Source organism: Ideonella sp., assembly GCF_035254525.1.
GTDB lineage: Bacteria > Pseudomonadota > Gammaproteobacteria > Burkholderiales > Burkholderiaceae_C > Ideonella.
In genome coordinates, this window is record NZ_DATFAN010000197.1 from 1 (window position 1) to 23,899 (window position 23,899).

The 23,899-nt window shown below is 69.9% G+C and carries 31 protein-coding genes; 26 read left to right on the forward strand and 5 right to left on the reverse strand.

The annotated features are described in order from the left end of the window. The 4 genes from VJ693_RS21375 to VJ693_RS21390 form a co-directional block, all read left to right on the forward strand. The coding region (locus tag VJ693_RS21375) for a nitrogenase component 1 (protein WP_324157531.1) at positions 1-625 on the forward strand (625 nt) is incomplete at its 5' end. Between the two features lie 47 nt (positions 626-672). Continuing rightward, positions 673-2,232 carry a nitrogenase molybdenum-iron protein subunit beta gene (gene nifK / locus VJ693_RS21380; RefSeq protein WP_324157533.1) on the forward strand — a complete coding sequence of 520 codons (1,560 nt, stop codon included), beginning with the start codon at positions 673-675 and terminating at the stop codon, positions 2,230-2,232. A gap of 9 nt (positions 2,233-2,241) precedes the next feature. Continuing rightward, positions 2,242-2,565, forward strand: coding sequence for a hypothetical protein (locus VJ693_RS21385; protein WP_324157534.1), 324 nt, complete (start codon positions 2,242-2,244; stop codon positions 2,563-2,565). After that, positions 2,562-2,816, forward strand: a complete 255-nt coding sequence (locus VJ693_RS21390; RefSeq protein ID WP_324157536.1) for a hypothetical protein — start codon at positions 2,562-2,564, stop codon at positions 2,814-2,816. The genes VJ693_RS21385 and VJ693_RS21390 overlap by 4 nt, the downstream gene beginning before the upstream one ends. A gap of 14 nt (positions 2,817-2,830) precedes the next feature. On the opposite strand, the gene VJ693_RS21395 is transcribed toward VJ693_RS21390, so the two are convergent. Continuing rightward, on the reverse strand, positions 2,831-3,529 hold the full coding sequence (locus VJ693_RS21395; RefSeq protein ID WP_324157538.1) for a helix-turn-helix domain-containing protein: 699 nt from the start codon (positions 3,527-3,529) through the stop codon (positions 2,831-2,833). An 89-nt stretch (positions 3,530-3,618) separates the two neighbouring features. On the opposite strand from VJ693_RS21395, the gene VJ693_RS21400 reads away from it, so the two are divergent. The 3 genes from VJ693_RS21400 to VJ693_RS21410 all read left to right on the forward strand — a co-directional run bounded on the left by VJ693_RS21400 (position 3,619) and on the right by VJ693_RS21410 (position 4,849). Further along, complete coding sequence (locus VJ693_RS21400) at positions 3,619-3,954, forward strand: NIPSNAP family protein (protein ID WP_324157540.1); 336 nt, start codon at positions 3,619-3,621, stop codon at positions 3,952-3,954. Continuing rightward, on the forward strand, positions 3,951-4,295 hold the full coding sequence (locus tag VJ693_RS21405; protein WP_324157541.1) for an antibiotic biosynthesis monooxygenase: 345 nt from the start codon (positions 3,951-3,953) through the stop codon (positions 4,293-4,295). Before VJ693_RS21400 ends, VJ693_RS21405 begins: the two co-directional genes overlap by 4 nt. 86 nt (positions 4,296-4,381) lie before the next feature. Then, on the forward strand, positions 4,382-4,849 hold the full coding sequence (locus VJ693_RS21410) for a cupin domain-containing protein (protein ID WP_324157543.1): 468 nt from the start codon (positions 4,382-4,384) through the stop codon (positions 4,847-4,849). On the opposite strand, the gene VJ693_RS21415 is transcribed toward VJ693_RS21410, so the two are convergent. Continuing rightward, on the reverse strand, positions 4,801-5,730 hold the full coding sequence (locus tag VJ693_RS21415; protein WP_324157545.1) for a LysR substrate-binding domain-containing protein: 930 nt from the start codon (positions 5,728-5,730) through the stop codon (positions 4,801-4,803). The two genes, VJ693_RS21410 and VJ693_RS21415, sit on opposite strands and share 49 nt — an antisense overlap. A 73-nt stretch (positions 5,731-5,803) precedes the next feature. Between VJ693_RS21415 and VJ693_RS21420 the strand changes: the two genes are divergently transcribed. From VJ693_RS21420 to VJ693_RS21460, 9 genes are all read left to right on the forward strand, one after another. Continuing rightward, positions 5,804-7,114 (forward strand): sulfatase family protein, encoded by a 1,311-nt coding sequence (locus VJ693_RS21420; protein WP_324157547.1) that lies wholly within the window; start codon positions 5,804-5,806, stop codon positions 7,112-7,114. A gap of 25 nt (positions 7,115-7,139) precedes the next feature. Beyond that, a complete protein-coding gene (locus VJ693_RS21425; RefSeq protein WP_324157548.1) occupies positions 7,140-8,114 on the forward strand; it encodes a tripartite tricarboxylate transporter substrate-binding protein in 975 nt (324 codons plus the stop codon). A 160-nt stretch (positions 8,115-8,274) separates the two neighbouring features. Next, positions 8,275-9,693 carry a nitrogenase iron-molybdenum cofactor biosynthesis protein NifE gene (nifE, locus tag VJ693_RS21430; protein ID WP_324157550.1) on the forward strand — a complete coding sequence of 473 codons (1,419 nt, stop codon included), beginning with the start codon at positions 8,275-8,277 and terminating at the stop codon, positions 9,691-9,693. Between the two features lies 1 nt (position 9,694). Continuing rightward, complete coding sequence (gene nifN / locus VJ693_RS21435; RefSeq protein WP_324157552.1) at positions 9,695-11,080, forward strand: nitrogenase iron-molybdenum cofactor biosynthesis protein NifN; 1,386 nt, start codon at positions 9,695-9,697, stop codon at positions 11,078-11,080. A 23-nt stretch (positions 11,081-11,103) separates the two neighbouring features. Further along, positions 11,104-11,520: a nitrogen fixation protein NifX gene (nifX, locus tag VJ693_RS21440; RefSeq protein ID WP_324157553.1), complete on the forward strand. Its 417-nt coding sequence runs from the start codon at positions 11,104-11,106 to the stop codon at positions 11,518-11,520. Then, a complete protein-coding gene (locus VJ693_RS21445) occupies positions 11,517-11,996 on the forward strand; it encodes a NifX-associated nitrogen fixation protein (protein ID WP_324157554.1) in 480 nt (159 codons plus the stop codon). Before nifX ends, VJ693_RS21445 begins: the two co-directional genes overlap by 4 nt. An 8-nt stretch (positions 11,997-12,004) precedes the next feature. Continuing rightward, positions 12,005-12,205, forward strand: coding sequence for a CCE_0567 family metalloprotein (locus VJ693_RS21450; protein ID WP_324157556.1), 201 nt, complete (start codon positions 12,005-12,007; stop codon positions 12,203-12,205). Beyond that, positions 12,202-12,522 (forward strand): ferredoxin III, nif-specific, encoded by a 321-nt coding sequence (gene fdxB, locus VJ693_RS21455; RefSeq protein WP_324157558.1) that lies wholly within the window; start codon positions 12,202-12,204, stop codon positions 12,520-12,522. Before VJ693_RS21450 ends, fdxB begins: the two co-directional genes overlap by 4 nt. Before the next feature lie 5 nt (positions 12,523-12,527). Next, positions 12,528-12,902, forward strand: a complete 375-nt coding sequence (locus VJ693_RS21460; protein WP_324157580.1) for a nitrogen fixation protein NifQ — start codon at positions 12,528-12,530, stop codon at positions 12,900-12,902. Positions 12,903-12,935: 33 nt separating this feature from the next. Here VJ693_RS21460 and VJ693_RS21465 read toward each other — a convergent pair whose 3' ends face one another. Continuing rightward, positions 12,936-13,382, reverse strand: a complete 447-nt coding sequence (locus tag VJ693_RS21465; protein WP_324157582.1) for an SRPBCC family protein — start codon at positions 13,380-13,382, stop codon at positions 12,936-12,938. 218 nt (positions 13,383-13,600) lie between these two features. Between VJ693_RS21465 and modA the strand changes: the two genes are divergently transcribed. Genes modA through VJ693_RS21485 form a run of 4 tightly spaced genes read left to right on the forward strand, consistent with a single transcriptional unit; the run spans position 13,601 to position 16,936 of the window. Further along, positions 13,601-14,350 carry a molybdate ABC transporter substrate-binding protein gene (modA, locus tag VJ693_RS21470; RefSeq protein ID WP_324157560.1) on the forward strand — a complete coding sequence of 250 codons (750 nt, stop codon included), beginning with the start codon at positions 13,601-13,603 and terminating at the stop codon, positions 14,348-14,350. Beyond that, positions 14,347-15,039, forward strand: coding sequence for a molybdate ABC transporter permease subunit (gene modB / locus VJ693_RS21475; protein WP_324157561.1), 693 nt, complete (start codon positions 14,347-14,349; stop codon positions 15,037-15,039). The genes modA and modB overlap by 4 nt, the downstream gene beginning before the upstream one ends. Next, positions 15,036-16,133, forward strand: a complete 1,098-nt coding sequence (gene modC / locus VJ693_RS21480) for a molybdenum ABC transporter ATP-binding protein (protein WP_324157563.1) — start codon at positions 15,036-15,038, stop codon at positions 16,131-16,133. The genes modB and modC overlap by 4 nt, the downstream gene beginning before the upstream one ends. Positions 16,134-16,144: 11 nt before the next feature. Continuing rightward, on the forward strand, positions 16,145-16,936 hold the full coding sequence (locus VJ693_RS21485) for a TOBE domain-containing protein (RefSeq protein WP_324157565.1): 792 nt from the start codon (positions 16,145-16,147) through the stop codon (positions 16,934-16,936). On the opposite strand, the gene VJ693_RS21490 is transcribed toward VJ693_RS21485, so the two are convergent. Continuing rightward, positions 16,899-17,834 (reverse strand): DMT family transporter, encoded by a 936-nt coding sequence (locus tag VJ693_RS21490; RefSeq protein WP_324157567.1) that lies wholly within the window; start codon positions 17,832-17,834, stop codon positions 16,899-16,901. The genes VJ693_RS21485 and VJ693_RS21490 overlap by 38 nt on opposite strands. 72 nt (positions 17,835-17,906) lie before the next feature. Continuing rightward, complete coding sequence (locus tag VJ693_RS21495; RefSeq protein WP_324157569.1) at positions 17,907-18,746, reverse strand: AraC family transcriptional regulator; 840 nt, start codon at positions 18,744-18,746, stop codon at positions 17,907-17,909. 175 nt (positions 18,747-18,921) lie between these two features. Between VJ693_RS21495 and VJ693_RS21500 the strand changes: the two genes are divergently transcribed. From VJ693_RS21500 to fdx, 6 genes are read left to right on the forward strand one after another with little or no spacing between them, the layout of a single operon-like run. Further along, positions 18,922-20,142, forward strand: coding sequence for an IscS subfamily cysteine desulfurase (locus VJ693_RS21500; protein ID WP_324157571.1), 1,221 nt, complete (start codon positions 18,922-18,924; stop codon positions 20,140-20,142). Between the two features lie 16 nt (positions 20,143-20,158). Beyond that, positions 20,159-20,599: a Fe-S cluster assembly scaffold IscU gene (gene iscU / locus VJ693_RS21505; RefSeq protein ID WP_324157572.1), complete on the forward strand. Its 441-nt coding sequence runs from the start codon at positions 20,159-20,161 to the stop codon at positions 20,597-20,599. A 26-nt stretch (positions 20,600-20,625) separates the two neighbouring features. Then, complete coding sequence (gene erpA / locus VJ693_RS21510) at positions 20,626-21,051, forward strand: iron-sulfur cluster insertion protein ErpA (RefSeq protein WP_324157574.1); 426 nt, start codon at positions 20,626-20,628, stop codon at positions 21,049-21,051. A gap of 12 nt (positions 21,052-21,063) precedes the next feature. After that, positions 21,064-21,387: an iron-sulfur cluster assembly accessory protein gene (locus VJ693_RS21515; RefSeq protein ID WP_324157575.1), complete on the forward strand. Its 324-nt coding sequence runs from the start codon at positions 21,064-21,066 to the stop codon at positions 21,385-21,387. 8 nt (positions 21,388-21,395) lie between these two features. Then, on the forward strand, positions 21,396-23,303 hold the full coding sequence (gene hscA, locus VJ693_RS21520; RefSeq protein WP_324157577.1) for a Fe-S protein assembly chaperone HscA: 1,908 nt from the start codon (positions 21,396-21,398) through the stop codon (positions 23,301-23,303). A 3-nt stretch (positions 23,304-23,306) separates the two neighbouring features. Next, positions 23,307-23,651: an ISC system 2Fe-2S type ferredoxin gene (gene fdx, locus VJ693_RS21525; RefSeq protein WP_324157579.1), complete on the forward strand. Its 345-nt coding sequence runs from the start codon at positions 23,307-23,309 to the stop codon at positions 23,649-23,651. Positions 23,652-23,899: the final 248 nt, after the last annotated feature.

The window sequence follows — 23,899 nt, forward strand, 5'->3', positions numbered from 1 at the left end:
CTCGATGAACTACATCAGCCGGCACATGGAAGAGAAGTACGGCATTCCCTGGGTCGAATACAACTTCTTCGGCCCGACCAAGATTGCTGAAAGCCTGCGCGAGATCGCCAGCCACTTCGACGACACGATCAAGGCGAAGGCCGAGGCCGTGATCGCCAAGTACCAGCCGCTGGTCGACGCGGTGATCGCCAAGTACAAGCCCCGCCTGCAGGACAAGACGGTGATGCTGTTCGTCGGCGGCCTGCGCCCGCGGCACGTGATCGGTGCCTACGAAGACCTGGGCATGAACGTGGTCGGCACCGGCTACGAATTCGGCCACAACGACGACTACCAGCGCACGACCCACTACATCAAGGACGGCACGCTGATCTACGACGACGTGACCGGCTACGAATTCGAGAAGTTCGTCGAAAAGGTGCAGCCCGATCTCGTGGGCTCGGGCATCAAGGAGAAGTACGTCTTCCAGAAGATGGGCGTGCCCTTCCGCCAGATGCACAGCTGGGACTACTCCGGCCCCTACCACGGCTACGACGGCTTCGCGATCTTCGCCCGCGACATGGACATGGCCATCAGCTCGCCCATCTGGGGCCTGGCCAAGTCCGCGCCCTGGAAGAAGGCCGCCTGACCGCCTGAAGCAGCCTGACGCATTGCCCCGAACCTAGGAGAGTCACCATGCCCCAAAGTGCAGAAAAGATCCTCGACCACGAGCTGCTGTTCCGCGAACCCGAGTACCAGCAGATCTTCGCCAGCAAGAAGGCGCAGTTCGAGTTCAACCACGCCGATGTGAAGGTCGAAGAGATCCGCGACTGGACCAAGAGCAAGGAGTACAAGGACAAGAACTTCGCCCGCGAAGCGCTGACCGTCAACCCCGCGAAGGCCTGCCAGCCGCTGGGTGCCGTGTTCGTGGCGAACGGTTTCGCGAAGACGCTGTCCTTCGTGCACGGCTCGCAAGGTTGCGTGGCCTACTACCGCAGCCACTTCAGCCGCCACTTCAAGGAGCCCACCTCCTGCGTCAGCTCGTCGATGACGGAAGACGCGGCGGTGTTCGGCGGCCTGAACAACATGATCGACGGCCTGGCCAACGCCTACAGCCTGTACAAGCCCGAGATGATCGCCGTCTCGACCACCTGCATGGCCGAGGTGATCGGCGACGACCTCGACGCGTTCATCAAGAACAGCAAGCAGAAGGGCTCGGTGCCCGAAGACTTCGACGTGCCGTTCGCCCACACCCCGGCCTTCGTCGGCAGCCACATCACCGGCTACGACAACGCGCTGCTGGGCGTGCTGAAGCACTTCTGGGACGGCAAGGCCAAGACCGCGCCGGTGCTGGAGCGCGTGCCCGACGACAGCATCAACTTCATCGGCGGCTTCGACGGCTTCGTCGTCGGCAACATGAAGGAAGTCAAGCGCATCTTCGATCTCTTCGGCGTCAAGGTGAACATCCTGTGCGACCCGTCCGAGGTGTGGAACACGCCGACCGACGGCGAGTTCCGCATGTACGAAGGCGGCACCACCAAGGCCACCGTCGAAGCGGCACTGAACGCCAAAGCGACCATCGTCTTCCAGGAGTTCTGCTGCGAGAAGACGGCCAAGTACATCGCCGAGAAGGGCCAGCAGGTGGTGGTGCTGAACGCGCCGGTGGGCGTGGCGGGCACCGACCGCTTCATCATGGCGATCAGCGAGCTCACCGGCAAGCCGGTGCCGGCGCAGATCGAGAAGGAGCGCGGCCAGCTCGTCGACGCGATGGCCGACAGCCAGGCCCACCTGCACGGCAAGAAGTACGCGCTGTACGGCGACCCCGACCAGATGCTCGGCTACGCCGAGTTCATCCTCGAGCTGGGCGCCGAGCCGGCCCACGTGCTGGCCACCAACGGCAGCGAGGAGTGGGGCAAGAAGGTGCAGGCGCTGTTCGACAGCACGCCCTACGGCAAGGACTGCAAGGTCTACCCGAAGCGTGACCTGTGGCACCTGCGCTCGCTGCTGCACACCGAGCCGGTGGACTTCCTGATCGGCAACACCTACGGCAAGTACCTGGAGCGCGATTGCGGCACGCCGCTGATCCGCGCGGTGTTCCCGATCTTCGACCGCCACCACTACCACCGCTTCCCCACCTGGGGCTACAACGGCGCGCTGTGGCTGCTGACGATGTTCCTGGACGAGTTCTTCGAGACGCTCGATGCCAACACCATCGTCCCTGGGAAGACCGACTACAGCTACGACATCATCCGATAGGAGAGCCCGGTGGACACAGCGCCCGTCTTCATCAAGACCACGCTCGACGGCCGGCGGGTCGAGGTGATCGGGCGCCACGTCTGCCTGGGCGGCGTGCCCGAGGCCGATCGCCTGATCGCGCTCGACGAGCACCCGAACCGCCAGGCCGTCCTGAAGGCGGTGCCGCTGGCCACCCACATGGCCGGGCGGCTGCCGCTGACGATGGCCGAGGCCTCGGTCGCGCAGGCCGCGCTGCGGCGCGCGACCGACGCCTTCGATGGTTCGGCCCAGGCCGCGCGTGAGCGCCTGCGCCAGGCGGGCTGGCAGAAGGCGCTCGCGGACGGCGCCGAATGATCTTCGTCCTCGAACTGCCACCCGGCGCCGCGCCCCGGCTCTGGTTCGCCTACGACGGCGACGACCTGCGCCGCAAGGTCGTCGCGCGCGGCGGCCCACCCGACTGGCCGATGCACCTCTGGCCCGACGAGGCCAGCGCGCTGCGATCGTTCGAGGATGTGGCCGACCCGCTGTGGCAAGGCGAGGGCTGGAAGGCCCGCTGGGCCTTGCGCGAGCAGCTCGTCGCGACCGAGGTGCTGGCGGAGGATTGACGCCGAGGGGCGGCTCAGGGCTTCGCAGTAAACAGTGCACTGAACGCCGCCTCGCCCTTGGGCGTGAAGCTGATCACCCGTGAGTCCTTGGCCCGCTGCGCCCAGCGCAGCGCGAACAGCCGCTGCAGCAGCGCCGCGCCGAGTGCGCCGCCCAGGTGGTGGCGGCGCTCGCCCCAATCCAGGCAGGGGCGGCACAGCGCGCGGCGTTGCGCCTCGGCGGCGGCAGTGTCGATGCCGAAGGCGGCAAACCAGCCGCGGCCCGTGTCGGTGAGCTGCAGCTCGGGCGTGCCCTTCTCGAACACGCCGCGCGCCAGCAGCGCCTCGTAGGCCAGCACGCCGCGCTCGCCGGCCAGGTGGTCGTAGCAGATGCGGGCCCGGCGCAGCGCCGGCTCGCGCGGGCTGGAGCGCACACGCACCGCGCCCGCGCGAAAGGCCACGCCCATCAGCGCTTCGAGCAGCTGCGCCACATCGTGCCCGGCCAGGCGGAAATAGCGGTGGCGGCCCTGGCATTCCACGGCCACGAGGCCGGCATCGAGCAGCTTGGCGAGGTGGGCGCTGATGGTCTGCTTGGTGACGCCGGCAATGCCCGCCAGCTCGGTGGCGGTGAGCGCGCGGTCGGCCATCAGCGCCGTCAGCACCTCGGCGCGGGCGTGGTCGCCGATCAGCGCCGCGATGCGGGCGATGCTCGGGCCGTCTCTCAGCGAAGGTGCCATCACGCCTGTCATGGTTCGATCGTAGACGAACCATGCGGGCGGCGCCAAGGGCTATCGTCTGTCCATCGTCACGAGCCGAGGACAAGCCCATGATCACCTGCTTCATCCGCTACGAGATCGACCCCTTCCAGCGCGAGGCCTTCCAGGCCTACGCGCAGCGCTGGGGCCGCATCATTCCCCGCTGCGGCGGCCACTTGCTCGGCTACTTTCTGCCGCACGAGGGCACCAACGACGTCGCCTGGGGCCTGATCGGCTTCGATTCGCTGGCCGCCTACGAGGCCTACCGCACGCGCCTGAAGGCCGACCCGGAAGGGCGCGAGAACTTCGCCTTCGCGCAGGCCCAGCGCTTCATCCGGCGCGAGGAGCGAAGCTTTGTCGAAGGCGTGGAGGGCACCTTGGGCCGGCCGGCCGAGGTGGCGCGATGATCGCGGTGATCTTCGAGCTGGTGCCTGCCGAGGGCCGGCAGGCCGCTTACCTGCAGACGGCCGCCGCGCTGCGCGCGCAGCTCGAGGCCATCGACGGCTTCATCTCGGTGGAGCGCTTCGAGAGCCTGACCCAGCCGGGCAAGTTGTTGTCGCTGTCGTTCTGGCGCGACGAGGCGGCCGTGCAGCAATGGCGGAACATCGAGGCGCACCGGGCCGCGCAAGCGGCGGGGCGCGAGGGCCTGTTCGCCGACTACCGGTTGCGCGTGGCCGAGGTCGTGCGCGACTACGGCCTGCACCAGCGCGAGTCGGCCCCGCCGGATTCGCGGGCACGCCACGGCTGAGGGGGCCGGCATCTTGGAAAACTGGCTCCATGCACTTCATCAGAACTGGCTCACTTCAAGGGCCAGCGGCGGCCGATGATGAGGCCATGAACACGATCACCTTCACCCATCCGCTGGCGGCCGACCCCGCCATGCTGTCGGCATCCGGCCTGTGGATCCCCGAAGGCCCGGGCAAATGGTCGCGGCCGCTGCGCTTCCTGCGCGGCGATCGCGGCTGGGTCGAGTTGATGAAGCTGGAGCCGGGTGTCAAGCTCGGCTGGCACCGGCACACGGGCGAGGTGCATGCCTTCAACCTCGAAGGGCACCGGCGCCTGAACACCGGCGAGCTCATCGGCCCCGGCGGCTATGTGCACGAGCCTGCCGGCAACGTGGACTGGTGGGAGGCCACCGGCGATTCGCCGCTGGTCGTGTTCGTGGTGGTGATGGGGGCGGTGGAGTACATCGGCCCGGGCGGCGTGGTCACGCGTCGCATCACCACGGCCGATCGGGAGGCGGACTATCTGCGCTACGCCGAGGCGAGCGGCGCGGTGCTGCCGGACTTGCGCGAGCGCTGAGCCTCGCGCTCGAACATCGTCGCGAGTGCCGCGGCGGCCGGCGTCGGGGGAACATCCAGGCGCCGGAAGAGCTGGACGCGATAGACCGGCAAGGGCTCTTCGATGGGCAGGGCCACGACGGCGTCCTTGAAGAAGCCATGGCGCAGCAGCACCGAGGGCACCAGGCACAGGTGGTCGGTGGCGGCCACCATGGCCAGTGTGTCCAGCGGGGTGTCGGTCTGGATGTCGACATGGGGCGGCTCGAGGCCGCAGGCCATGAAGGCCTCGTAGATGCCGGCGCCGATGCGCCCGCGCGGCGCGCCGACGACGAACCGGGCGTTCTGCAGGCCGCGCAGGCTGCGTTCGCGGGCCAGCGGGTGGCCCCGCCGCGCGACCAGCGCCATCTCGCTGTGGATCAAGGTCACGGCCGAAAACCCCACGGCCTGCGGCTCTTCCGGCGCGGGGCAGATCGCGAAGTCGATCGCCCCCTCGCGCAGCAGCGGGGCCAACGTATGGAACAGCCCCCCGTGCGAATGCAACGCGACCTGCGCGAATCGCCGCTTGAACGCAGTGACCGCGCCGGGGGCCAACAGCACCGAAGCGGCCGTCGAGATGCCATAGCGGACGGTGCCGCTTCCCGCGCCCGCCAATTGCCCCACGGCCTCTTTCGCGCGCTGGGCCTCGGCGACGACGAGCCGCGCGTGCAGCCGGAAGCGCTCGCCGCACTCCGTCATCCGCACACCTTTGACGCTGCGGGTGACCAGCGGCGCGCCGAGGTCCTGCTCCAGGTGGCGCAGCGACTTGCTCAGGGCCGGTTGCGTCTGGCCGGTGACCCGGGCCGCGGCGTGCAGGCTGCCGCTGTCTGCCACGGCGAGGAAATCGACCATCTGCTGCAGCGTCATGATGCCTGCCGGTTATTGCTGAGACGATTTTCGCAGTATGCAAGGCATCGATGGGTCGCTATGTTTCGCTCCCATGACCCACCGACCGAACCTCATCTTCGTGCTCGCCGACGACCTGGGTTACGCCGATCTCGGCTGCACCGGCGCCCGTGAGCCCGTGTCGCCGCACCTGGATCGCCTGGCCGCAGGCGGCCTGCTGTTCACCAACGGCTACTCGAACTCGCCGGTGTGCTCGCCGACCCGCTTTGCGCTGATCACGGGGCGCTACCAGTACCGCCTGCGAGGCGCCGCCGAGGAGCCGCTGGCGCGCCGGGCGCGCGGCAGCACCACGCTGGGCCTGCCGCCGGGCCACCCCACCTTGCCCTCGCTGCTGGGCGCCGCCGGCTACACCACGGCGCTGGTCGGCAAGTGGCATCTGGGCTACCTGCCGCACTTCGGGCCATTGAAGAGTGGCTACCAGAGCTTCTTCGGCCCCATGTCCGGCGGCGTCGACTACTTCAGCCACACCGACGTGAGCGGGCAGCCCGACCTGTGGGAGGGCGAGCAGCCGGTGGACTTGAAGGGCCGCTACCTGACCGACCTGATCAGCGACCGGGCGGTGCAGTTCGTCCAGGCGCAGACGGCCGCGAGGCCCTTCTTGCTGAGCGTGCACTACACGGCGCCCCACTGGCCGTGGGAGGCCCGGGAAGATGCCGCCGAATCGCAGCGCATCGCCGGCCGCATCGCGCACCTCGATGGCGGCTCGATCGAGACCTACCGGCAGATGATCCGGCAGATGGACGAGGGCATCGGCCGCATCGTTGCCACGCTGTCCGAGCGGGGCTTGCTGGACAACACCTTGATCGTCTTCACCAGCGACAACGGCGGCGAGCGCTTCTCCGACAACTGGCCTTTCGTCGGCCAGAAGATGGATCTGATGGAAGGCGGCATCCGCGTGCCGCTGATCGCGCATTGGCCGGCACGCATCCGCCCGGCGCGCAGCGACACGCCGGTGATCACCATGGACTGGACCGTGACGATGCTGGCCGCCGCTGGCGTGGCGCCCGACCCGGGCCACCCGATGGACGGCGTGGACCTGGCGCCGCTGTTCGACGACCCGCAGTGGGCGCCGGCGCGCGACCTGTGCTGGCGCATGCTGCATCGCCAGCAGCGTGCCTTGCGCAGTGGAAGCTGGAAGTACCTGCGCGCCGACGGCCACGACTATCTCTTCGACCTGTCGCGCGACGCCCGTGAACGGGCGAATCTCTCTCAGCGCGAGCCGCGACGGCTGGAACAGCTTCGTGCGCGCTGGGAGGCCTGGGCCTCGACGATGCCGGGCATCCCGGCCGATGCCAGCGCCTCGCTCGTGTTCGGCGAGGCCGACATGCCCCGCGCCACCCACTGATCAACGATCGACATCAGGAGACAAGATGCAACGCCGCCAACTGCTTCGAGGCGCCGCGGGCGCCGCGCTCGTTCCGGCCGCCTGGCCGCTGCGGGCCCAGCCGCAGGGCCAGGGCCCCGTGCGCATCGTCATCGGCTTCGCGGCCGGCGGCGGCGTGGATGCGCTGGCGCGCCTGGTGGCCGAGCGGCTCAAGGACACGCTCGGCCGGCAAGTGATCGTCGAGAACAAGACCGGGGCCTCGGGGCGCCTGGCGGTGGAGGCTGTGAAAGCGGCGGTGCCGGACGGTGACACGCTGCTCATTGCGCCGCAGGGGCCGATGACCCTGTTTCCCTACGTCTACAAAGGCCTGCGCTTCGACCCCAACAAGGATTTCACGCCGCTGTCGCGGCTGGTGGTGACCGACTTCTGCGTGGCCGTCGGGCCCGAGGCACCGGTGAGCGACGTGGCGGGGTTCAAGCGCTGGGCCAAGGCGGCCGCGGGCAAGGCGACCTATGGCACGCCGGGCGCGGGAACGATCCCGCACTTTCTGGGCGTCCAGATCGCGCACGGCCTGGACATCGAGATGACCCACGTTCCCTACCGTGGCGGCGCACCGGCGGTGCTGGACCTGGCGGCCGGCACGGTCAGCGCCGCGGTCGTCCCCATCTCGGACCCGCTCGAGTTGCACAAGGCGGGCAAGGTGAAGATCCTGGCGACCACCGGGGCGGCGCGCAGCAAGCTGGTGAGCGGGATTCCGACATTCAAGGAATCGGGCGTGGACCTCGACGTAACCGCCTGGTATGGCCTGTACGGGCCGGCCGGCATGGCGCCCGAGGTGGCGCGCAAGCTGCAGGCCGCGGCGGCGGCCAGCCTGCGCGAGCCCGCGTTGCAGGAGCGCCTGGCCAGGATCGGCCTGGTGGCCGCGCCCAGCACGTCGGCGGAACTGCTGGCCCAGCAGCGCGCCGAGCTGGCGATGTGGGCCCCGGTCGTCAAGGCCTCGGGCTTCACGCCGGAGGACTGACGGCTCGAAGGGCCGCGCGTCGCGTTTGTCGCAAACAAGCCAGCTGGCGCCCGCGCACGTGCATGCGGCCAAGTCCTTGAATTGAAAGGGAAACAGGGCAGGGCGCAGGGTGGCACCGTTCCTGCAATGAGAGGCTGACACTCAACGCCGGAGGCCCCGCATGTCCGCCACGCTCAACGCCAGGATCGCCCAGGTCTTCGACGAGCCCGGCTGCGACAAGAACCAGGCCAAGGGCGAGAAGGAACGCAAGAAGGGCTGCACCAAGCAACTCACGCCCGGCGCCGCGGCCGGGGGCTGCGCCTTCGACGGCGCGAAGATCGCGCTGCAGCCCATCGTCGATGTGGCCCACCTCGTACATGGGCCCATCGCCTGCGAAGGCAACTCGTGGGACAACCGGCACAGCGCCTCATCGGGCCCGCAGACCTACCGCACCGGCTTCACCACCGACATCAACGAGTTCGATGTCATCTACGGCGGCGAGAAGCGGCTGTTCAAGGCCATCCGCGAGGTGATCGAGAAGGTCGACCCGCCGGCCGTCTTCGTCTACCAGACCTGCGTCACCGCGATGATCGGCGACGACATCGAGGCGGTGTGCAAGCGCGCCAGCGAGAAGTTCGGCAAGCCGGTGATTCCGGTCGATTCACCGGGGTTCGCCGGCCCGAAGAACCTGGGCAACAAGCTCGGGGCCGAGGCCCTGCTCGACCACGTGATCGGCACCGTCGAGCCCGAGCACACGACGCCGTACGACATCAACATCATCGGCGAGTACAACCTCTCGGGCGAGCTGTGGCAGGTCAAGCCGCTGCTGGATGCGCTGGGCGTGCGCGTGCTGAGCTGCATCTCGGGCGACGGCCGCTACAACGAAGTGGCCGCGGCGCACCGCGCCAGGGCCAACATGATGGTCTGCTCGAAGTCGATGATCAACATTGCCACGCGCATGCAGCAGCGCTGGGGCATCCCGTACTTCGAAGGCTCGTTCTACGGCATCAGCGACATGAGCACGACGCTGCGCGAGATCGCGCGGCTGCTGGTGGAGCGGGGCGCCGAGCCCGACCTGAAGGACCGCGCCGAGGCGCTGATCGCCGCCGAGGAGGCACGCGCGTGGACGCGCATCCGTGCCTACCGCGAGCGCCTGGCCGGCAAGAAGGTGCTGCTGATCACCGGCGGTGTGAAGAGCTGGTCGGTCGTCTCGGCGCTGCAGGAGGCGGGGCTCGAGGTCGTCGGCACCTCGGTCAAGAAATCGACCAAGGAAGACAAGGAGAAGATCAAGCAGATCATGGGCGACGAAGCCGACGCGCACATGATCGACGACATGACGCCGCGCGAGATGTACGCGATGCTGCGCGACGCGAAGGCCGACATCATGCTCAGCGGCGGGCGCAGCCAGTTCGTCGCGCTCAAGGCCCGCATGCCGTGGATGGACATCAACCAGGAACGCCACCACGCCTTTGCCGGCTACGAGGGCATGGTCACGATGGTGGCCGAGATCGACAAGGCGCTGTTCAACCCGGTCTGGCAGCAGGTGCGCACGCCCGCGCCATGGGAGACCGAAGACGCCTTGCTGGCGGCGGAGGCCTGAGATGGCGCACGTCACCGAATCCAAGAAGGCCTGCGCCGTCAACCCGCTGAAGATGAGCCAGCCGCTGGGCGCGGCCTACGCCTTCATGGGGCTCGCGTCGTGCATGCCGGTGATGCACGGCTCGCAGGGCTGCACCTCGTTCGGCCTGGTGCTTCTGGTGCGGCACTTCAAGGAGGCGATCCCGCTGCAGACCACGGCGATGAACGAGGCCACCACCATCGTGGGCGGTTACGACAACGTCGAGAAGGCGCTGCTGAACATCCGCCAGCGCGCCAAGCCCGCGCTGATCGCCATCTGCTCCACCGGCCTCACCGAGACCAAGGGCGACGATGTCGACGGCTACATCGCGCTGGCGCGGCAGAAGCACCCCGAGCTGGCCGACACGGCGATCGTCTACGTCAGCACACCCGACTATGCGGGCGCCTTCCAGGACGGCTGGGCGCAGGCGGTGAAGACGCTCGTCAGCCGGCTGCCCAAGCCGCAAGCGACGAAGGCCGCCGACAGGGTCAACGTGCTGCCCGGCTCGCACCTGACGCCGGGCGACATCGAAGAGTTGCGTGAGCTGATCGAGGCCTTCGGCCTGCGCCCGGTCTTCGCGCCGGATGTCTCCGGCTCGCTCGACGGCCACATCCCCGATCAGTGGCTGGGCACCACGCTGGGCGGCACCGCGCTGGCCGAGCTGGAAGAGCTGGGCGGCGCTGCCCACACCCTGGCCATCGGCGAGCAGATGCGCCCGGCCGCCGAGGCGCTGCAGGCCCGCTGTGGCGTGCCCTACACGCTGTTCGACCGCCTCACCGGCCTGACGGCCACCGACGCCTTCATCGCCAAGCTGGCCGAGCTTTCAGGCTGGGCCGTGCCCGCACGCATCCGCCGCCAGCGCAGCCAGCTGGTCGATGCGATGCTCGACGGCCACTTCCACTTCGGCAACGCCAAGATCGCCCTGGCCGCCGAGCCGGATCTGCTGTGGAGCGCCGGCAGCTTCCTCGCCGAGATGGGCGCCGAGCTGGCCGTGGCCGTCACGACCACGCGTTCGCCCTTGCTGGAGCGCCTGCCGACCGACGAGGTGCTGATCGGCGACCTCGAGGATTTCGAGCGCCTCGCGCAGGCGGCCGGCTGCGACGTGCTGATGACCCACTCCCATGGCCGCCAGGCGGCCGAGCGCCTGGGCAAGCCGCTGGTTCGCCTGGGCATCCCCACCTTCGACCGCATCGGCAACGCCCACCGCTGCCACGTGGGCTACCGCGGCACCCGCAACTTCGTCTACGAGGTCGGCAACGTGCTGATCGAGCAGATCCCGCACCACGGGCCGCAGGATTGGCCGCTGCCCCAGGCCGCGCTCGCCGCCGCCCGCGCCCGCACGGCCACGCTGGCCGCGGCCAGCGCCTGAACCCTTCACGAAAGGACTCCACGATGAAAATCGCCTTCGCCACGCAGGACCAGCAGCGCGTCGACGCGCACTTCGGCTGGGCCAAGCACCTGGCGGTCTACGAAGTCACGCCCGACAGCGTCGCCTTCGTGCAGGACTTCGGCTTCGGCGACGACCTGGACGAGGACGGCAACGAAGACAAGCTCGCGCCCAAGCTCGAGGCCATCCACGACTGCGCCATCGTCTATGTGGCCGCCATCGGCGGCTCGGCCGCCGCGCGCGTGGTGGCCAGCAAGATCCACCCGGTGAAGGTGGCCCAGCCCGAGCCCATCCTGGACATCCTGGAGAAGTTGCAGGAAGTGCTCAAGGGCACACCGCCGCCCTGGCTGCGCAAGGCGCTGCTCAAGGGCCAGGAGCGCAGCTTCAATTTCGAAGAACAAGACGACGAGGTGAAGTCATGACCGAAGCCGCCACCGCCGAGGCGCCCACCGACGAACAATGGCTGCAAGACGGGTTCGTGCGCGAGCTCGTCAAGCAGATCCGCGCGCAAGACACCCACGGCACCTGGGAGGGCAAGAGCGACCTGAAGCTGCTCGAGCCCTACATCCTCACCACCGAGCAGCGCCGCGCGATGCCCATCATGGGCGACCCCGATCCCGACACGCTGTGGCGGCTCGACCTGTTCCACAACGCCATCGGACTGGCCATCGAGCGCGGCACGAAATGCATGGTCTCGCCGATGACCAAGATGAGCCACGAAGGCTTCGGCCGCGCGGTGCTCACCACCGGCCGGCTGATCGTGGTGAACCGCCACCTGCGCGACGTGCACCGCTTCGGCTTCCCGAGCCTGGCCAAGCTGGCCGAGGCCGGCAACAAGCTGGTGGCCGAAGGCATCGCCATGATCGAGAAGTACCCGGAGGTCGCCCACTACGGGTGATGCACGACATGAGTGATCCAGACATCGACACCCTGAAGGCCGAGATCAAGAAGCTCAACGCCCGCGCGACGCAGGCCAAGATGGACCTGCACGACCTGAGCGAAGAGTTGCCGACCAACTGGCAGCGCATCCCCGAGGTCGCGCGCATCGCCCACGAGGCGCACTCGGCGCTGATGGATGCACGCAAGCGCCTGGAGCAAGGTTCATGAGCACCGCCAGCTTCACCGTCACCCTGCCTTCCGGCGCAAGCTGGACGCCGACCTTCGTCCAGCAGATCAACGAAGACAAATGCATCGGCTGCGGCCGCTGCTTTCGCGTCTGCCCACGCGGCGTGCTCGAGCTCGTGGGCCTGAACGAAGACGGCGAGCGCATCTCGCTGGACCCGGATGCCGACGAGGACGAAGAGTACGAAAAGAAGGTCATGACCATCGCCCGCGGCGAGCTGTGCATCGGCTGCACCGCCTGCGCCAAGATCTGTCCGAAGAAGTGCTACACCCACGCCGCCCATTCGCCCTCGATGGCTTGAGCATCGTGCTGGCGCCGGCCGTCGTGGCCCGGCGCCGCACGCGCGACGACGAGGTGCAGGATCTCGTCGCGCTGCTGCTCGACCATGCCGACCCTGGCGCGGGCCCGCCGCCCGAGGCCGCCCGGGTGGCCGAGACCGTGGCTGTGGCCTGCCTGGGCGACAACCACCTCTGGCAGGACCTGCAACTGGCTTCGCGCGCCGAGCTCTCGGCCCTGATGCGCCACTGGTTCCCGGCGCTCGTCGACAAGAACTACCACGACATGAAGTGGAAGAGGTTCCTCTACAAGCAGCTCTGCGAGCGCGAGGAGATCTTCATCTGCAAGGCGCCGAGCTGCGCGGTGTGCGCGGACCAGAGGGTGTGCTTCGGGCCGGAGACCTGAGCGGCGCACGCCAGCTCGAGCCTGGCGTGCGTGTCAGCCTGGAATCTCCGGCTCGACCAACCGGGTCAATTGTTCGAGCGACTCCTGCCAGCCCAGGTAGCACATCTCGACCGGGATGGCCTCGGGCAGCCCCTCCTGAACGATGTTCAGCTCGGTGCCGCACGACACCTGGCGCAAGGTGATCGTCGTGCGCATCTCACCGGGCAGGTTGGGGTCGTCGAAGGCGTCGGTGTACTGGATCCGCTCATTCGGGACCAGCTCCCGGTACTCGCCGCCGAAGGAGTGGGCCGTGCCGGACGAAAAGTTGGTGAACGACATCTTGTAGTTTCCGCCGACCCGGGCATCCATGTGGTGGACCTTGCAGGTGAAGCCGAACGGCGGCAGCCATTTGGCCATGGCGTCCGGGTCCAGGAACGCGCGGTAGAGGCGCTCCGCCTTGCAGCGAAGAACCCGATGAAGACGAACGGTGCCAGTGGCCATGATGAATCCTTTCGGCGGGTTGGATGGGCAGGGCCGCAAGGCGGCGCCTGTTTGCACGACGATCATCCACGCTCCAGATCGACAGTCGCCGCGTGCGCGGCCGTGTCCGGAGCCTGGCCGGATCCTTGCTTACGTCGCGTTGTGTAGTCAAATACATAACACCTTGTCGTAAAGTCGACAGGGTCGCTCCCGCCACCTCGCCTGCACGGAACTTCCCCATGTTGCTCGCCTTGCGCTCGATCCTGCTCATCGCCCTCGGTTCGGCCGGCGTTGCCCATGCCGCCGAGGTCCAGGTTGCCGTCGCCGCCAACTTCGCCGGCCCGCTGGCCCGGATCGCCGAGGGGTTCGGCGCGGCCACCGGCCACGCGCTCAAGGTTTCGTCGGGGGCCACCGGCAAATTTCATGCGCAGATCGTGGCCGGGGCGCCGTTCGAGGTGCTGGTGGCGGCCGACGACGAAACGCCGAAGCGGCTGGCCGCCGAGGGCCTTGCGGTGGCAGGCACCCAGTTCACCTACGCCATCGGCAAGCTGGTGCTGTGGAGCGCGCAGCCGGGCCTGGTGGACGACCAGGGGGCCGTGCTGGGGGCGGGCAAGTTCGCGCACCTCGCCGTGGCCAACCCGAAGACGGCGCCCTATGGCGCCGCGGCCGTCGAGGTGCTGAAGGCGCGGGGCCTGGCGGATGTGCTGGCGCCGAAGCTGGTGACGGCCGAGAGCATCGCGCAGGCCTATCAGTTCGTCAGCACGGGCAATGCCGAGCTGGGCTTCGTCGCGCTGTCGCAGGTGGCGGTCCCCGGCAAGCCGGTGGTGGGCTCGTACTGGCTGGTGCCGCCGTCGCTGTACGGCGCGATCCGGCAGGACGCGGTGCTGCTGAAGGCCGGCGAGAAGAACCCGGCCGCTTCCGCCTTGCTGGCCTACCTGAAGAGCGACGCCGCGAAGGCGGTGATCCAGGCCTACGGCTACGGGCTGTGAGCGAAGCCGACTGGATCGCCATCCGCCTGACCGCCGAGCTGGCGGCGGCGAGCACGGTGCTGCTGCTGATCGTCGGCACGCCGCTGGCCTGGTGGCTGGCGCGCAGCCGCTCGGCGCTCAAGCCCCTGTGGTCGGCGCTGGTGGCCATGCCGCTGGTGCTGCCGCCGACGGTGCTGGGCTTCTACCTGCTGCTGCTGATGGGCCCGCAGGGGCCGGTGGGGCAGCTGACGCAGGCGCTGGGCTGGGGGCGGCTGCCATTCACCTTCGGCGGGTTGGTGGTGGCCTCGGTGATGTATTCGCTGCCCTTCGTCGTGCAGCCGCTGCAGCAGGCCTTCGAGGCGATCCCCGAGCGCACGCTGGAGGCGGCGGCCACGCTGCGCGCCGGCGTGTGGGACCGGTTCTTCAGCGTCGCGCTGCCGTTGGCACGGCCGGGGTTGGTGACGGCCAGCGTGCTGGGCTTTGCGCACACGGTGGGCGAATTCGGCGTGGTGTTGATGATCGGCGGCAACATCCCCGGCGCCACGCGCGTGCTCTCGGTGGCGATCTACGACCATGTCGAGGCCTCCGAGTTTGCCGATGCGCACCGCCTGGCCGCGTTCATGGTGGTGTTCGCGCTGGTCGTGCTGGTCACGCTGTACCGGGTCAACCGGCCGCTGCGCCACGCGCCGGGCGAAGGGGCGGCGCCATGATCAGCGCGGCGCTGCGCCTCGCGCGCCCCGGCTTCACGCTGGATGTGAGCCTCTCGCTGCCCGAGCGCGGCGTCAGCGCGCTCTTCGGTCCGTCGGGCTGCGGCAAGACCACCGTGCTGCGCGCGCTCGCGGGGCTGGAGCGGGCGGCGGGCCGTGTCGCGCTCGGTGGCGAGGTCTGGCACGACGATGCCACCCGGCGCTTCCTGCCCACGCACCGCCGGCCGATCGGCTATGTGATCCAGGAATCCGCGCTGTTTCCGCACCTGAGCGTGCAGGGCAATCTCGACTATGGCCTGAAGCGCATCGCGCCGGCCGAGCGCCGCATCCCGCTCGACCAGGTGGTGGAGTTGCTGGGCATCGGCCCGTTGATGGCGCGCCGCCCGGCCACGCTGTCGGGCGGCGAGCGCCAGCGCGTGGCCATCGCCCGCGCACTGGCCACCAGCCCGCGCCTGCTGCTGATGGACGAGCCGCTGGCCGCGCTGGACGCGAAGCGCAAGGCCGAGCTGCTGCCGTACCTCGATCGGCTGCACGAGGAGCTGGCCATCCCCATCGTCTACGTCAGCCATGCGATCGACGAGGTGGCGCGGCTGGCCGACCACCTGGTGCTGCTGGAGGCCGGCCGCATCATGGCCGAGGGCCCGGTGGCCGACATGCTGGCGCGGCTGGACCTGAACCTGCCGCTGGGCGAGAGTGCCGGCGTCGTGCTCGACGGCGTGGTGGGCGAGCGCGACGCGCGCTGGCAACTCGCGCGGCTGGACGTGGCGGGCGCCGCGGGCTCCGCGTTCGGCCTGTGGGCGCGCGACCAGGGCCTGCCGCTCGGCCGCCGCGTGCGCGTGCGCGTGCTGGCGCGCGACGTGAGCCTGACCCGCGCGCCGCAGACCGGCACCAGCATCGGCAACCAGCTGCGCGGCACGGTGGAGGCCATCGCCGACGACGAGCACCCTGCGCTGGCCTTGGTGCGCGTGCGCGTGGGCGATGCCGACAACGGTGCCCCGCTGGTCGCCCGGCTCACCCGTCGCTCGGCCCACGCGCTGGAGCTGGCCCCCGGCCAGGCCATCTGGGCGCAGGTGAAGACCGTCGCGCTGATGGAGTAGGGGAGCCCGCCGTGGCCGATGGCTCGCTGCTCAGCGCCGACCTGAAACTCGCCGGCCGGCTGGATGCACGCTTCTTTGCGCTGCTCGAGGCGCTGGATGCCACCGGCTCGATCAACCGCGCCGCGCGCACCGCGGGCCTGAGCTACAAGGGCGCCTGGCTGCTGCTGGAGACGGCCTGCAACCTGGCCAACGAGCCCTTGCTCGAAACGGCCACCGGTGGCGCTGGCGGCGGCGGCACCCGCCTCACCCCGGCCGCGCACGGCCTGCTCGCCGCCTGGCGCGCCCTGCAAACCGAACACCGCGAGTTCCTGCGCACGCAGGAAGCCCGCCTCGCCCAACTGCCGGCCCTGGCCGGGCTGCTCCGGAGAATGTCGATGAAGACCACCGCCCGCAACCAGTTCGCCGGCACCGTCAGCGCGGTGGACATCGGCCCCGTGTCGGCTGAAGTCACGATCACGCTGAAGGCCGGCGACGAGATCACCGCCACGATGACCAGCGCCGCCGCCAAGCGGCTGAAGCTGAAGAAGGGCAAGGAGGCGCTGGCCCTGGTCAAGGCCTCGGCCATCGTGCTGGTGACCGACTTCGCCGGCTGGCAGCTCTCGGCGCGAAACCAGCTGGCCGGCACGGTGTCGCGCATCGAGAAGGGCGCCGTGTCGTCGCTGGTGATCCTCACGCTGCCCGGTGGCGCCGCCATCACCGCCAGCGTGACCAACGAGGGCGTCGAGGCGCTGGGGCTGAAGGTCGGTGCTCCTGCGACGGCAGTGTTCAAGGCCTACTCGGTGATGGTGGCGACGCAGGCATAGCGGGGGTGCGTGGTCGGGGCGATGCGCCGGCACTGAGCGCGACGGCCAGCATCACACAACCCAGGCCCAGCCACTGCCCCGGCCGGATCGTTTCGCCCAGCACCACGGCCGACAGCAGCAGCGCCGAGACCGGCAGCAATGCGGTCGTGAGCGAAGCTGCCGCGCCGCTGACGCGCTGGCTGCCGGCATACCAGAGCAGGAAGCCTGCCACCGTGGGCAGCAGCGCGTAATACGCCACGCCCCACAACGCCGGCGCCGACCAGGCGTGGGCCGGGCCACCGCGCGCAGCCAGCCACGCGGCCGGCAGCGACAACAGCAGGCCGCCCGCCGACATCAGCGTCGACAGGGCCAGCGGCGCCACGGGCTCGCGCAGCCGCTTGTTGGCGAGGATGAACACCGCCTCGCAGGCCACCGCAGCCAGCACCAGCGCATGGCCGCGCCAGTGCGCGGCGGCGGGTGCGCCATCGCCGCCGGCCAGGCTCACGGCGAGCACGCCGGCCGTGGCCAGCGCGATCGCGGTGGCCAGCCGTATGCTCGGCCGTTCGCCCAGGGCCAGCACCGCGAACAGGGCCGACACGGCCGGCAAGGTGCCCGCAATCACGCCCGCGTCGGCGGCGCTCGAGGCCGCCACGCCGAGGATCAGCAGCACCGTGTAGCCCACGCTGCCGGCGGCCGCCTGCACGAGCAGCAGCAGGGTGTCGCGCCGTCCCGGGCGGGGCATGCGCGCGCCGGTGGCGCGCATCAGGGCGAGGAACAAGGGCAGGGCCATCGCGTGGCGCAGGGCCGTCGCGAGAAAGGGCTCCATGTCCTGCCCGATGACCCGGCTGGCGACCACGGTGCTGCCCACCAGCACCATGGCCAGCCTGCAGTACAGCAGACCCTTCGTCGATTCCTGCATGAACGCTCCATCGTTTGATCGAGCGCGCAGTCTGTCCGGCGGCTCAGCGCCGGTCTTGAACGGAATTGCAGCTCAGCGCTGCAGGGCGCCGGGCGTGAATCCAAGCAGGTGGACGAAGGCGCGGGTCATGTGGCTCTGGTCTGCAAACCCGCAGGTGGCGGCGGCGCCGGCCAGGCCCGCGCCACGGGCGACGAGACCACGCGCGCGTTCGACGCGCAGCTGCACCAGCCAGGCGTGCGGCGGCACGCCGTAGGCCTGGCGGAAGCGGCGAATCAGCTGGAAGCGGCTCAGGCCCGCCTCGGCCGCGAGCGCGGCCAGTGTGGGCGGCTGCGCCAGGCTGTCCGCGAGGCGCTCGCGCGCGCGGGCGACTTGCCGGTCAGCCTCGGCTTCGCCGTCGCCCGTGCGCGGCAGCAACGTCGCATGGCGGGTGAGCAGTGGGGCGCAGGCCTGGGCCAGTGCCTCCTCGCAGGCCAGCACCGCGGCGGCATCGCTCGCGCCTTGCGCCTGCCACGCGTCCAGCCGCGCGAACAGCCTGCGCAGTGAAGCGGCCAGCGCGGTGTCGGCGATCACCGGCCGCACGAGTGCCAGGCCGTGACCAGCCGGCGCGCCCAGCTCGGCCGCCCATTCGTCCATCAACGCCGGCTCGAGGTAGACCATGTGCCAGCGCCGGTTCTGGCCGTCCAGCGGCCGGCCGTCGTGGACCTCGCCGGGGTTGGTGGTGATCACGTCACCCGCCACCGCCTCGACCGGCCCGCGGCCGCTGGCCGAGCGTTGCCCGCCGCGCTCGACCACGCCGATGCCGTACGTACCGTGCCAGTGGCGTGGATAGTGGCGCGCGCTGTCGATCCAGGTGCCGTACAGGCCGGGCCAGGGGGAGCGTGTCACGCGGCGGGTTTCGGGGGCGTCGGGCATGGCGGGGCATGGTCGCAGATCCAACAAAGCCGACATGTCCGGTGCGGCGGGTGGCGCGCCGCCGCATGCTGCGTTAGCGCGCCAAGTGCCTGATGCAGGCCATGTTTTGGCGATCGCGCGTTGATGGCACGGTCCATGCGATATCGGCTTCGTCACTGCTGTTGGAGCGCCTTCGATGGACCAAGCTGCCGCCAAGCCGATCTACCTGGACTATGCCGCCACCACGCCGGTGGATCCGCGGGTCGTGCAGCAGATGGTGCCGTACCTGTACGAGCAGTTCGGCAACCCGGCGTCGCGCAGCCACGCCTGGGGCTGGGCCGCCGAGGAGGCGGTGGAGATCGCCCGCGAGAACGTCGCGGCGCTGATCGGCGCGGATCCGCGCGAGATCGCCTGGACCTCCGGTGCCACCGAATCGAACAACCTCGCCATCAAGGGTGCGGCGCTGTTCCACCAGGGCAAGGGCAAGCACCTCGTCACCGTGAAGACCGAGCACAAGGCCGTGCTGGACACGATGCGCGAGCTGGAGCGCGCCGGGTTCGAGGTGACCTATCTCGATGTGCGGCCCGACGGTCTCGTCGACCTCGCCGCGCTTGAAGCCGCGTTGCGGCCGGATACCACGCTGGTCTCGGTGATGTTCGTCAACAACGAGATCGGCGTGATCCAGGATGTGGCGGCCATCGGCCGGCTGTGCCGCTCGCGCGGCATCCTCTTTCACGTCGATGCGGCGCAGGCCACCGGCAAGGTGGTGATCGACCTGGCCACGCTGCCGGTCGACCTGATGAGCCTGTCGGCGCACAAGACCTACGGCCCCAAGGGCATTGGTGCGTTGTACGTGCGCCGCAAGCCGCGCGTGCGCATCGAGGCGCAGATGCATGGCGGCGGCCACGAGCGCGGCATGCGCTCGGGGACGCTGCCGACGCACCAGATCGTCGGCATGGGCGAGGCCTACCGCCTGGCGCGCGAGGCGATGGGGCGCGAGAACGAGCGCATCCGTGCGCTGCGCGAGCGGTTGTGGGCGGGGCTGCAGGCGATCCCCGAGCTGCACGTGAACGGCAGCCTGGAGCGGCGCGTGCCACACAACCTCAACGTGAGCTTCCAGTTCGTCGAGGGCGAGTCGCTGCTGATGGGCATGCGCGGCGTGGCCGTCTCGTCGGGCTCGGCCTGCACCTCGGCCAGCCTGGAGCCGAGCTACGTGCTGCGCGCGCTGGGCCTGGCGGACGAAGTCGCCCACAGCTCGATCCGCTTCTCGATCGGGCGCTTCACCACCGAGGCCGAGATCGACGCGGCGGTGGCGCAGGTCACCCGCACGGTCGAGCGCCTGCGTGCGATGAGCCCGCTGTGGGATCTGCACCGCGCCGGCGTCGACCTCGCCACGATCGCCTGGGCTGAACATTGACCACACGGAGCACCACATGGCATACAGCGACAAGGTCATCGACCACTACGAGAACCCGCGCAACGTCGGCGGCTTCGACGGCGCCGACGAGGGCGTGGGCACCGGCATGGTCGGCGCGCCGGCCTGCGGCGACGTGATGAAGCTGCAGATCAAGGTCAACCCGGCCACCGGCGTGATCGAGGATGCGCGCTTCAAGACCTACGGTTGCGGCTCGGCGATCGCTTCGAGCTCGCTGGTGACCGAGTGGGTCAAGGGCAAGTCGCTCGACCAGGCGCTCGCGATCAAGAACACCGCCATCGCCGAGGAGCTGGCGCTGCCGCCGGTGAAGATCCACTGCTCGATCCTGGCCGAAGACGCGATCAAGGCCGCGGTGAACGACTACCGCTCGCGCCACGGCGGCGCGGTGGCCGAGATCCTCGAGCAACCCGCTTGCGCGCCTGCCGACGCAGCCGCCTGAAACCCGCCACGCCTGGAGAGAACACCATGTCCGCTTGCCAATCCCGCGGCAACCAAGCCGCCTCTTCGTGCGCCGACGCCGGCGCGTTGCCGCCGCGCGACTACCCGCTGCTGGCCGATGGCGCGCAGGCGATCGTCATCACCGATTCGGTCGTCGACAAGGTGGCCGAGATGCTGGCCGAAGAGGGCGACCCGGCGTTGCAGCTGCGCATCTTCGTCACCGGCGGCGGCTGCTCGGGCTTTCAGTACGGCTTCGCCTTCGATGACGAGAAGAAGGACGACGACGTGCGCGTCGAGCGCGGGCCGATCACGGTGGTGGTCGATGCGATGAGCCTGCAGTACCTGATCGGCGCCGAGATCGACTATGAAGACAAGCTCGAAGGCGCGCGCTTCGTGATTCGCAACCCGAATGCCAGCAGCACCTGCGGCTGCGGCAGCTCGTTCTCCGTCTGAAAGGGCGCGGCCATGTCGATCAGCGTGACACCGAAGGCGGCCGTGCAGATCCGCAAAGCGCTGGCCAAGCGCGGCGGCGGCGTGGGGCTGCGCGTGGCCATCAAGACCAGCGGCTGCTCGGGTTATGCCTACGCGCTGGAGTTCGCCGACGAGGCGGCGGCGGACGACCTCAGCTTCGAGAGCGAGGGCGTGCAGTTGCTGGTGGAGGCGCGCAGCCTGCCGATGATCGACGGCACCCAGCTCGATTGGGTGCGCGAGGGCCTGAACGAAGGCTTCAAGTTCAACAACCCGAACGCCAGCGCCACCTGCGGTTGCGGCGAGTCTTTCGCCGTGTAGGGCCGGCCATGGCCTTGCTGCAGATTGCCGAACCTGGCCGCGCGGCGGCCCCGCACCAGCACCGCCTGGCCGTCGGCATCGATCTGGGCACGACGAACTCGCTGGTCGCCACCGTGCGCAGCGGGCTGGCCACCGTGCTGCCGGACGAGCAGGGCCGGCTGCTGCTGCCCTCGGTGGTGCACTACGGCGAGGCCGGTGTCGTGGCCGTGGGTGATGCCGCCCGGGCCGTGGCGGCCATCGACCCGCGCAACACCGTGGCCTCGGCCAAGCGGCTGATCGGCCGGGCGCCGGCGGATGTGGCAGGCACCAGCTTCGGTTATGCGGTGGAGCCGCTGTCCGACAGCGCCGTGGGCGTGCGCACCCGCCAGGGCCTGAAGAGCCCGGTCGAGATCGGTGCCGAGGTGCTGCGCGCGCTGCGCCAGCGCGCCGAGGCCGCATTGGGCGGCCCGCTGACCGGCGCGGTGATCACCGTGCCCGCCTATTTCGACGATGCCCAGCGCCAGGCCACCAAAGATGCCGCGCGCCAGGCGGGCCTGAACGTGCTGCGCCTGCTCAACGAGCCGACCGCGGCGGCCGTGGCCTACGGGCTGGACGGTGCGGCCGAGGGCACGTACGTCGTCTATGACCTGGGCGGTGGCACCTTCGATGTCTCGGTGCTGCGTCTGGCGCGCGGCGTGTTCGAGGTGGTGGCCACCAGTGGCGACCCACTGCTGGGCGGCGACGATTTCGATCACCGCCTGGCGGCCTGGTTCGCGGCGGCCACCGGCGGCGGTTGGGGCGACGACGACATTGCCGCGCTGCGCGCTGCGGCGCGCGCCGCCAAGGAGGCACTGTCGGACCAGGCTGCGGTGCTGATGCAGTGCACACGAGCGGGTGGGGCGAGCGAAACCGCCACGGTCGACCGCGCGCTCTTCGATGACCTGACGCGCGACCTCGTCGATCGCACGCTGGGCCCGGTCAGGCGCGCGTTGCGTGATGCGCAGCTGAAGCCGGCCCAGATCGACGGCATCGTGCTCGTCGGCGGCTCGACGCGCATGCCGGCGGTGCGCGCGGCGGTCGAGAAGCTCTTCGGCCGCGCGCCCTACACCGGCATCGACCCCGACCAGGCCGTGGCGCTGGGCGCGGCGATCCAGGCCGACCAGCTCGCCGGCAATCGCGCCGGCGGCAGCGAGCTGCTGCTGCTGGACGTGAACCCGCTGTCGCTGGGGCTGGAGACCATGGGCGGGCTGGTCGAGAAGATCATTCCGCGCAACAGCAGCATCCCTGGTGCGCGCGCGCAGGAGTTCACCACCTTCAAGGATGGCCAGACGGCAATGGCGCTGCACGTGGTGCAGGGCGAGCGCGAGCTGGTGGCCGAGTGCCGCTCGCTGGCGCGATTCACGCTGCGCGGCATTCCGCCGATGGTGGCCGGCGCGGCGCGCATTCGCGTGACGTTCCAGATCGATGCCGACGGGCTGCTCTCGGTCAGCGCGATCGAGCTGAGCACGGGGGTGCAGGCCCAGGTGGAGGTCAAGCCCAGCTACGGCCTGGCGCCCGATGCGGTGGCCGGCATGCTGCAGGCCGCGCTGGCGAGTGCCGAGGCCGATGCCGCCGCGCGCATGCTGCGCGAGGCCGAGCTGGATGCCCGCCGCCTGCTCGACGCCACCGACGCTGCGTTGCGCGAGGACGGCGATCGCCTGCTGCAGCCGCGCGAGCAGTTCGACATCATCTTCGCGATGCAGGCCGTGGCCGATGCGCTGGCCGAATGTGCCGAAGGCGAGGGCCAGACGCTGGCAGAGCACCGGGCGCTGCGCGATCGGCTGCGCGACGCGAGCGACGGCTTGAACCGTGCCACGACGCCCTTCGCCGGCCGGCGCATGGACGAGCGGGTGCGCCAGGGCCTGTCAGGCCGCCGGCTGGACCAGATGGCGGCCTGAGCCATGAACACCTCCACGCTGGTCACCGTGCTCCCGCACGACGAGCTGTGCCCCACCGGCCTGCGCTTCGAGGCGCGGCCAGGCCGCAAGCTCGTCGACGAGTTGCTGGCCCACGGCGTGGCGATCGAGCACGCCTGCGAGAAGGTCTGCGCCTGCGCCACCTGCCACGTGCACCTGCGCGAAGGCGCCGAGTTCCTGGCCGGTGCCGACGACGAAGAAGAAGACCAGCTCGACGACGCCTGGGGCATCGACGCGCAATCGCGCCTGGCCTGCTGCGTGAGGGTCAAGGGCCCGGCGCTGGTGGTCGAGCTGCCGAAGTTCTCGCGGAACCACGCGCGGGAGCGCTGAGGTCGCGGGGGCGGATCCTGCCGGCCTGTGAATAGGTCGGTCGAGGTGGGGCTTGCCGCACTTGGTTGTGGCGGGCAGGGCGGTGGCGGTGCCCCCGTTCTCCGGCCCACCACGCGGGGCACCGTCGCGGCAAGGCACGGGCAGCCGCATCAACACGGTGGTGCCCTGGATGCATGGGAGGCTACCGCGAATGGGGCCTGCGCCCGGGGGCACCACCACCGCCCTGCAGGCACCGTCGTTGGCAGGCC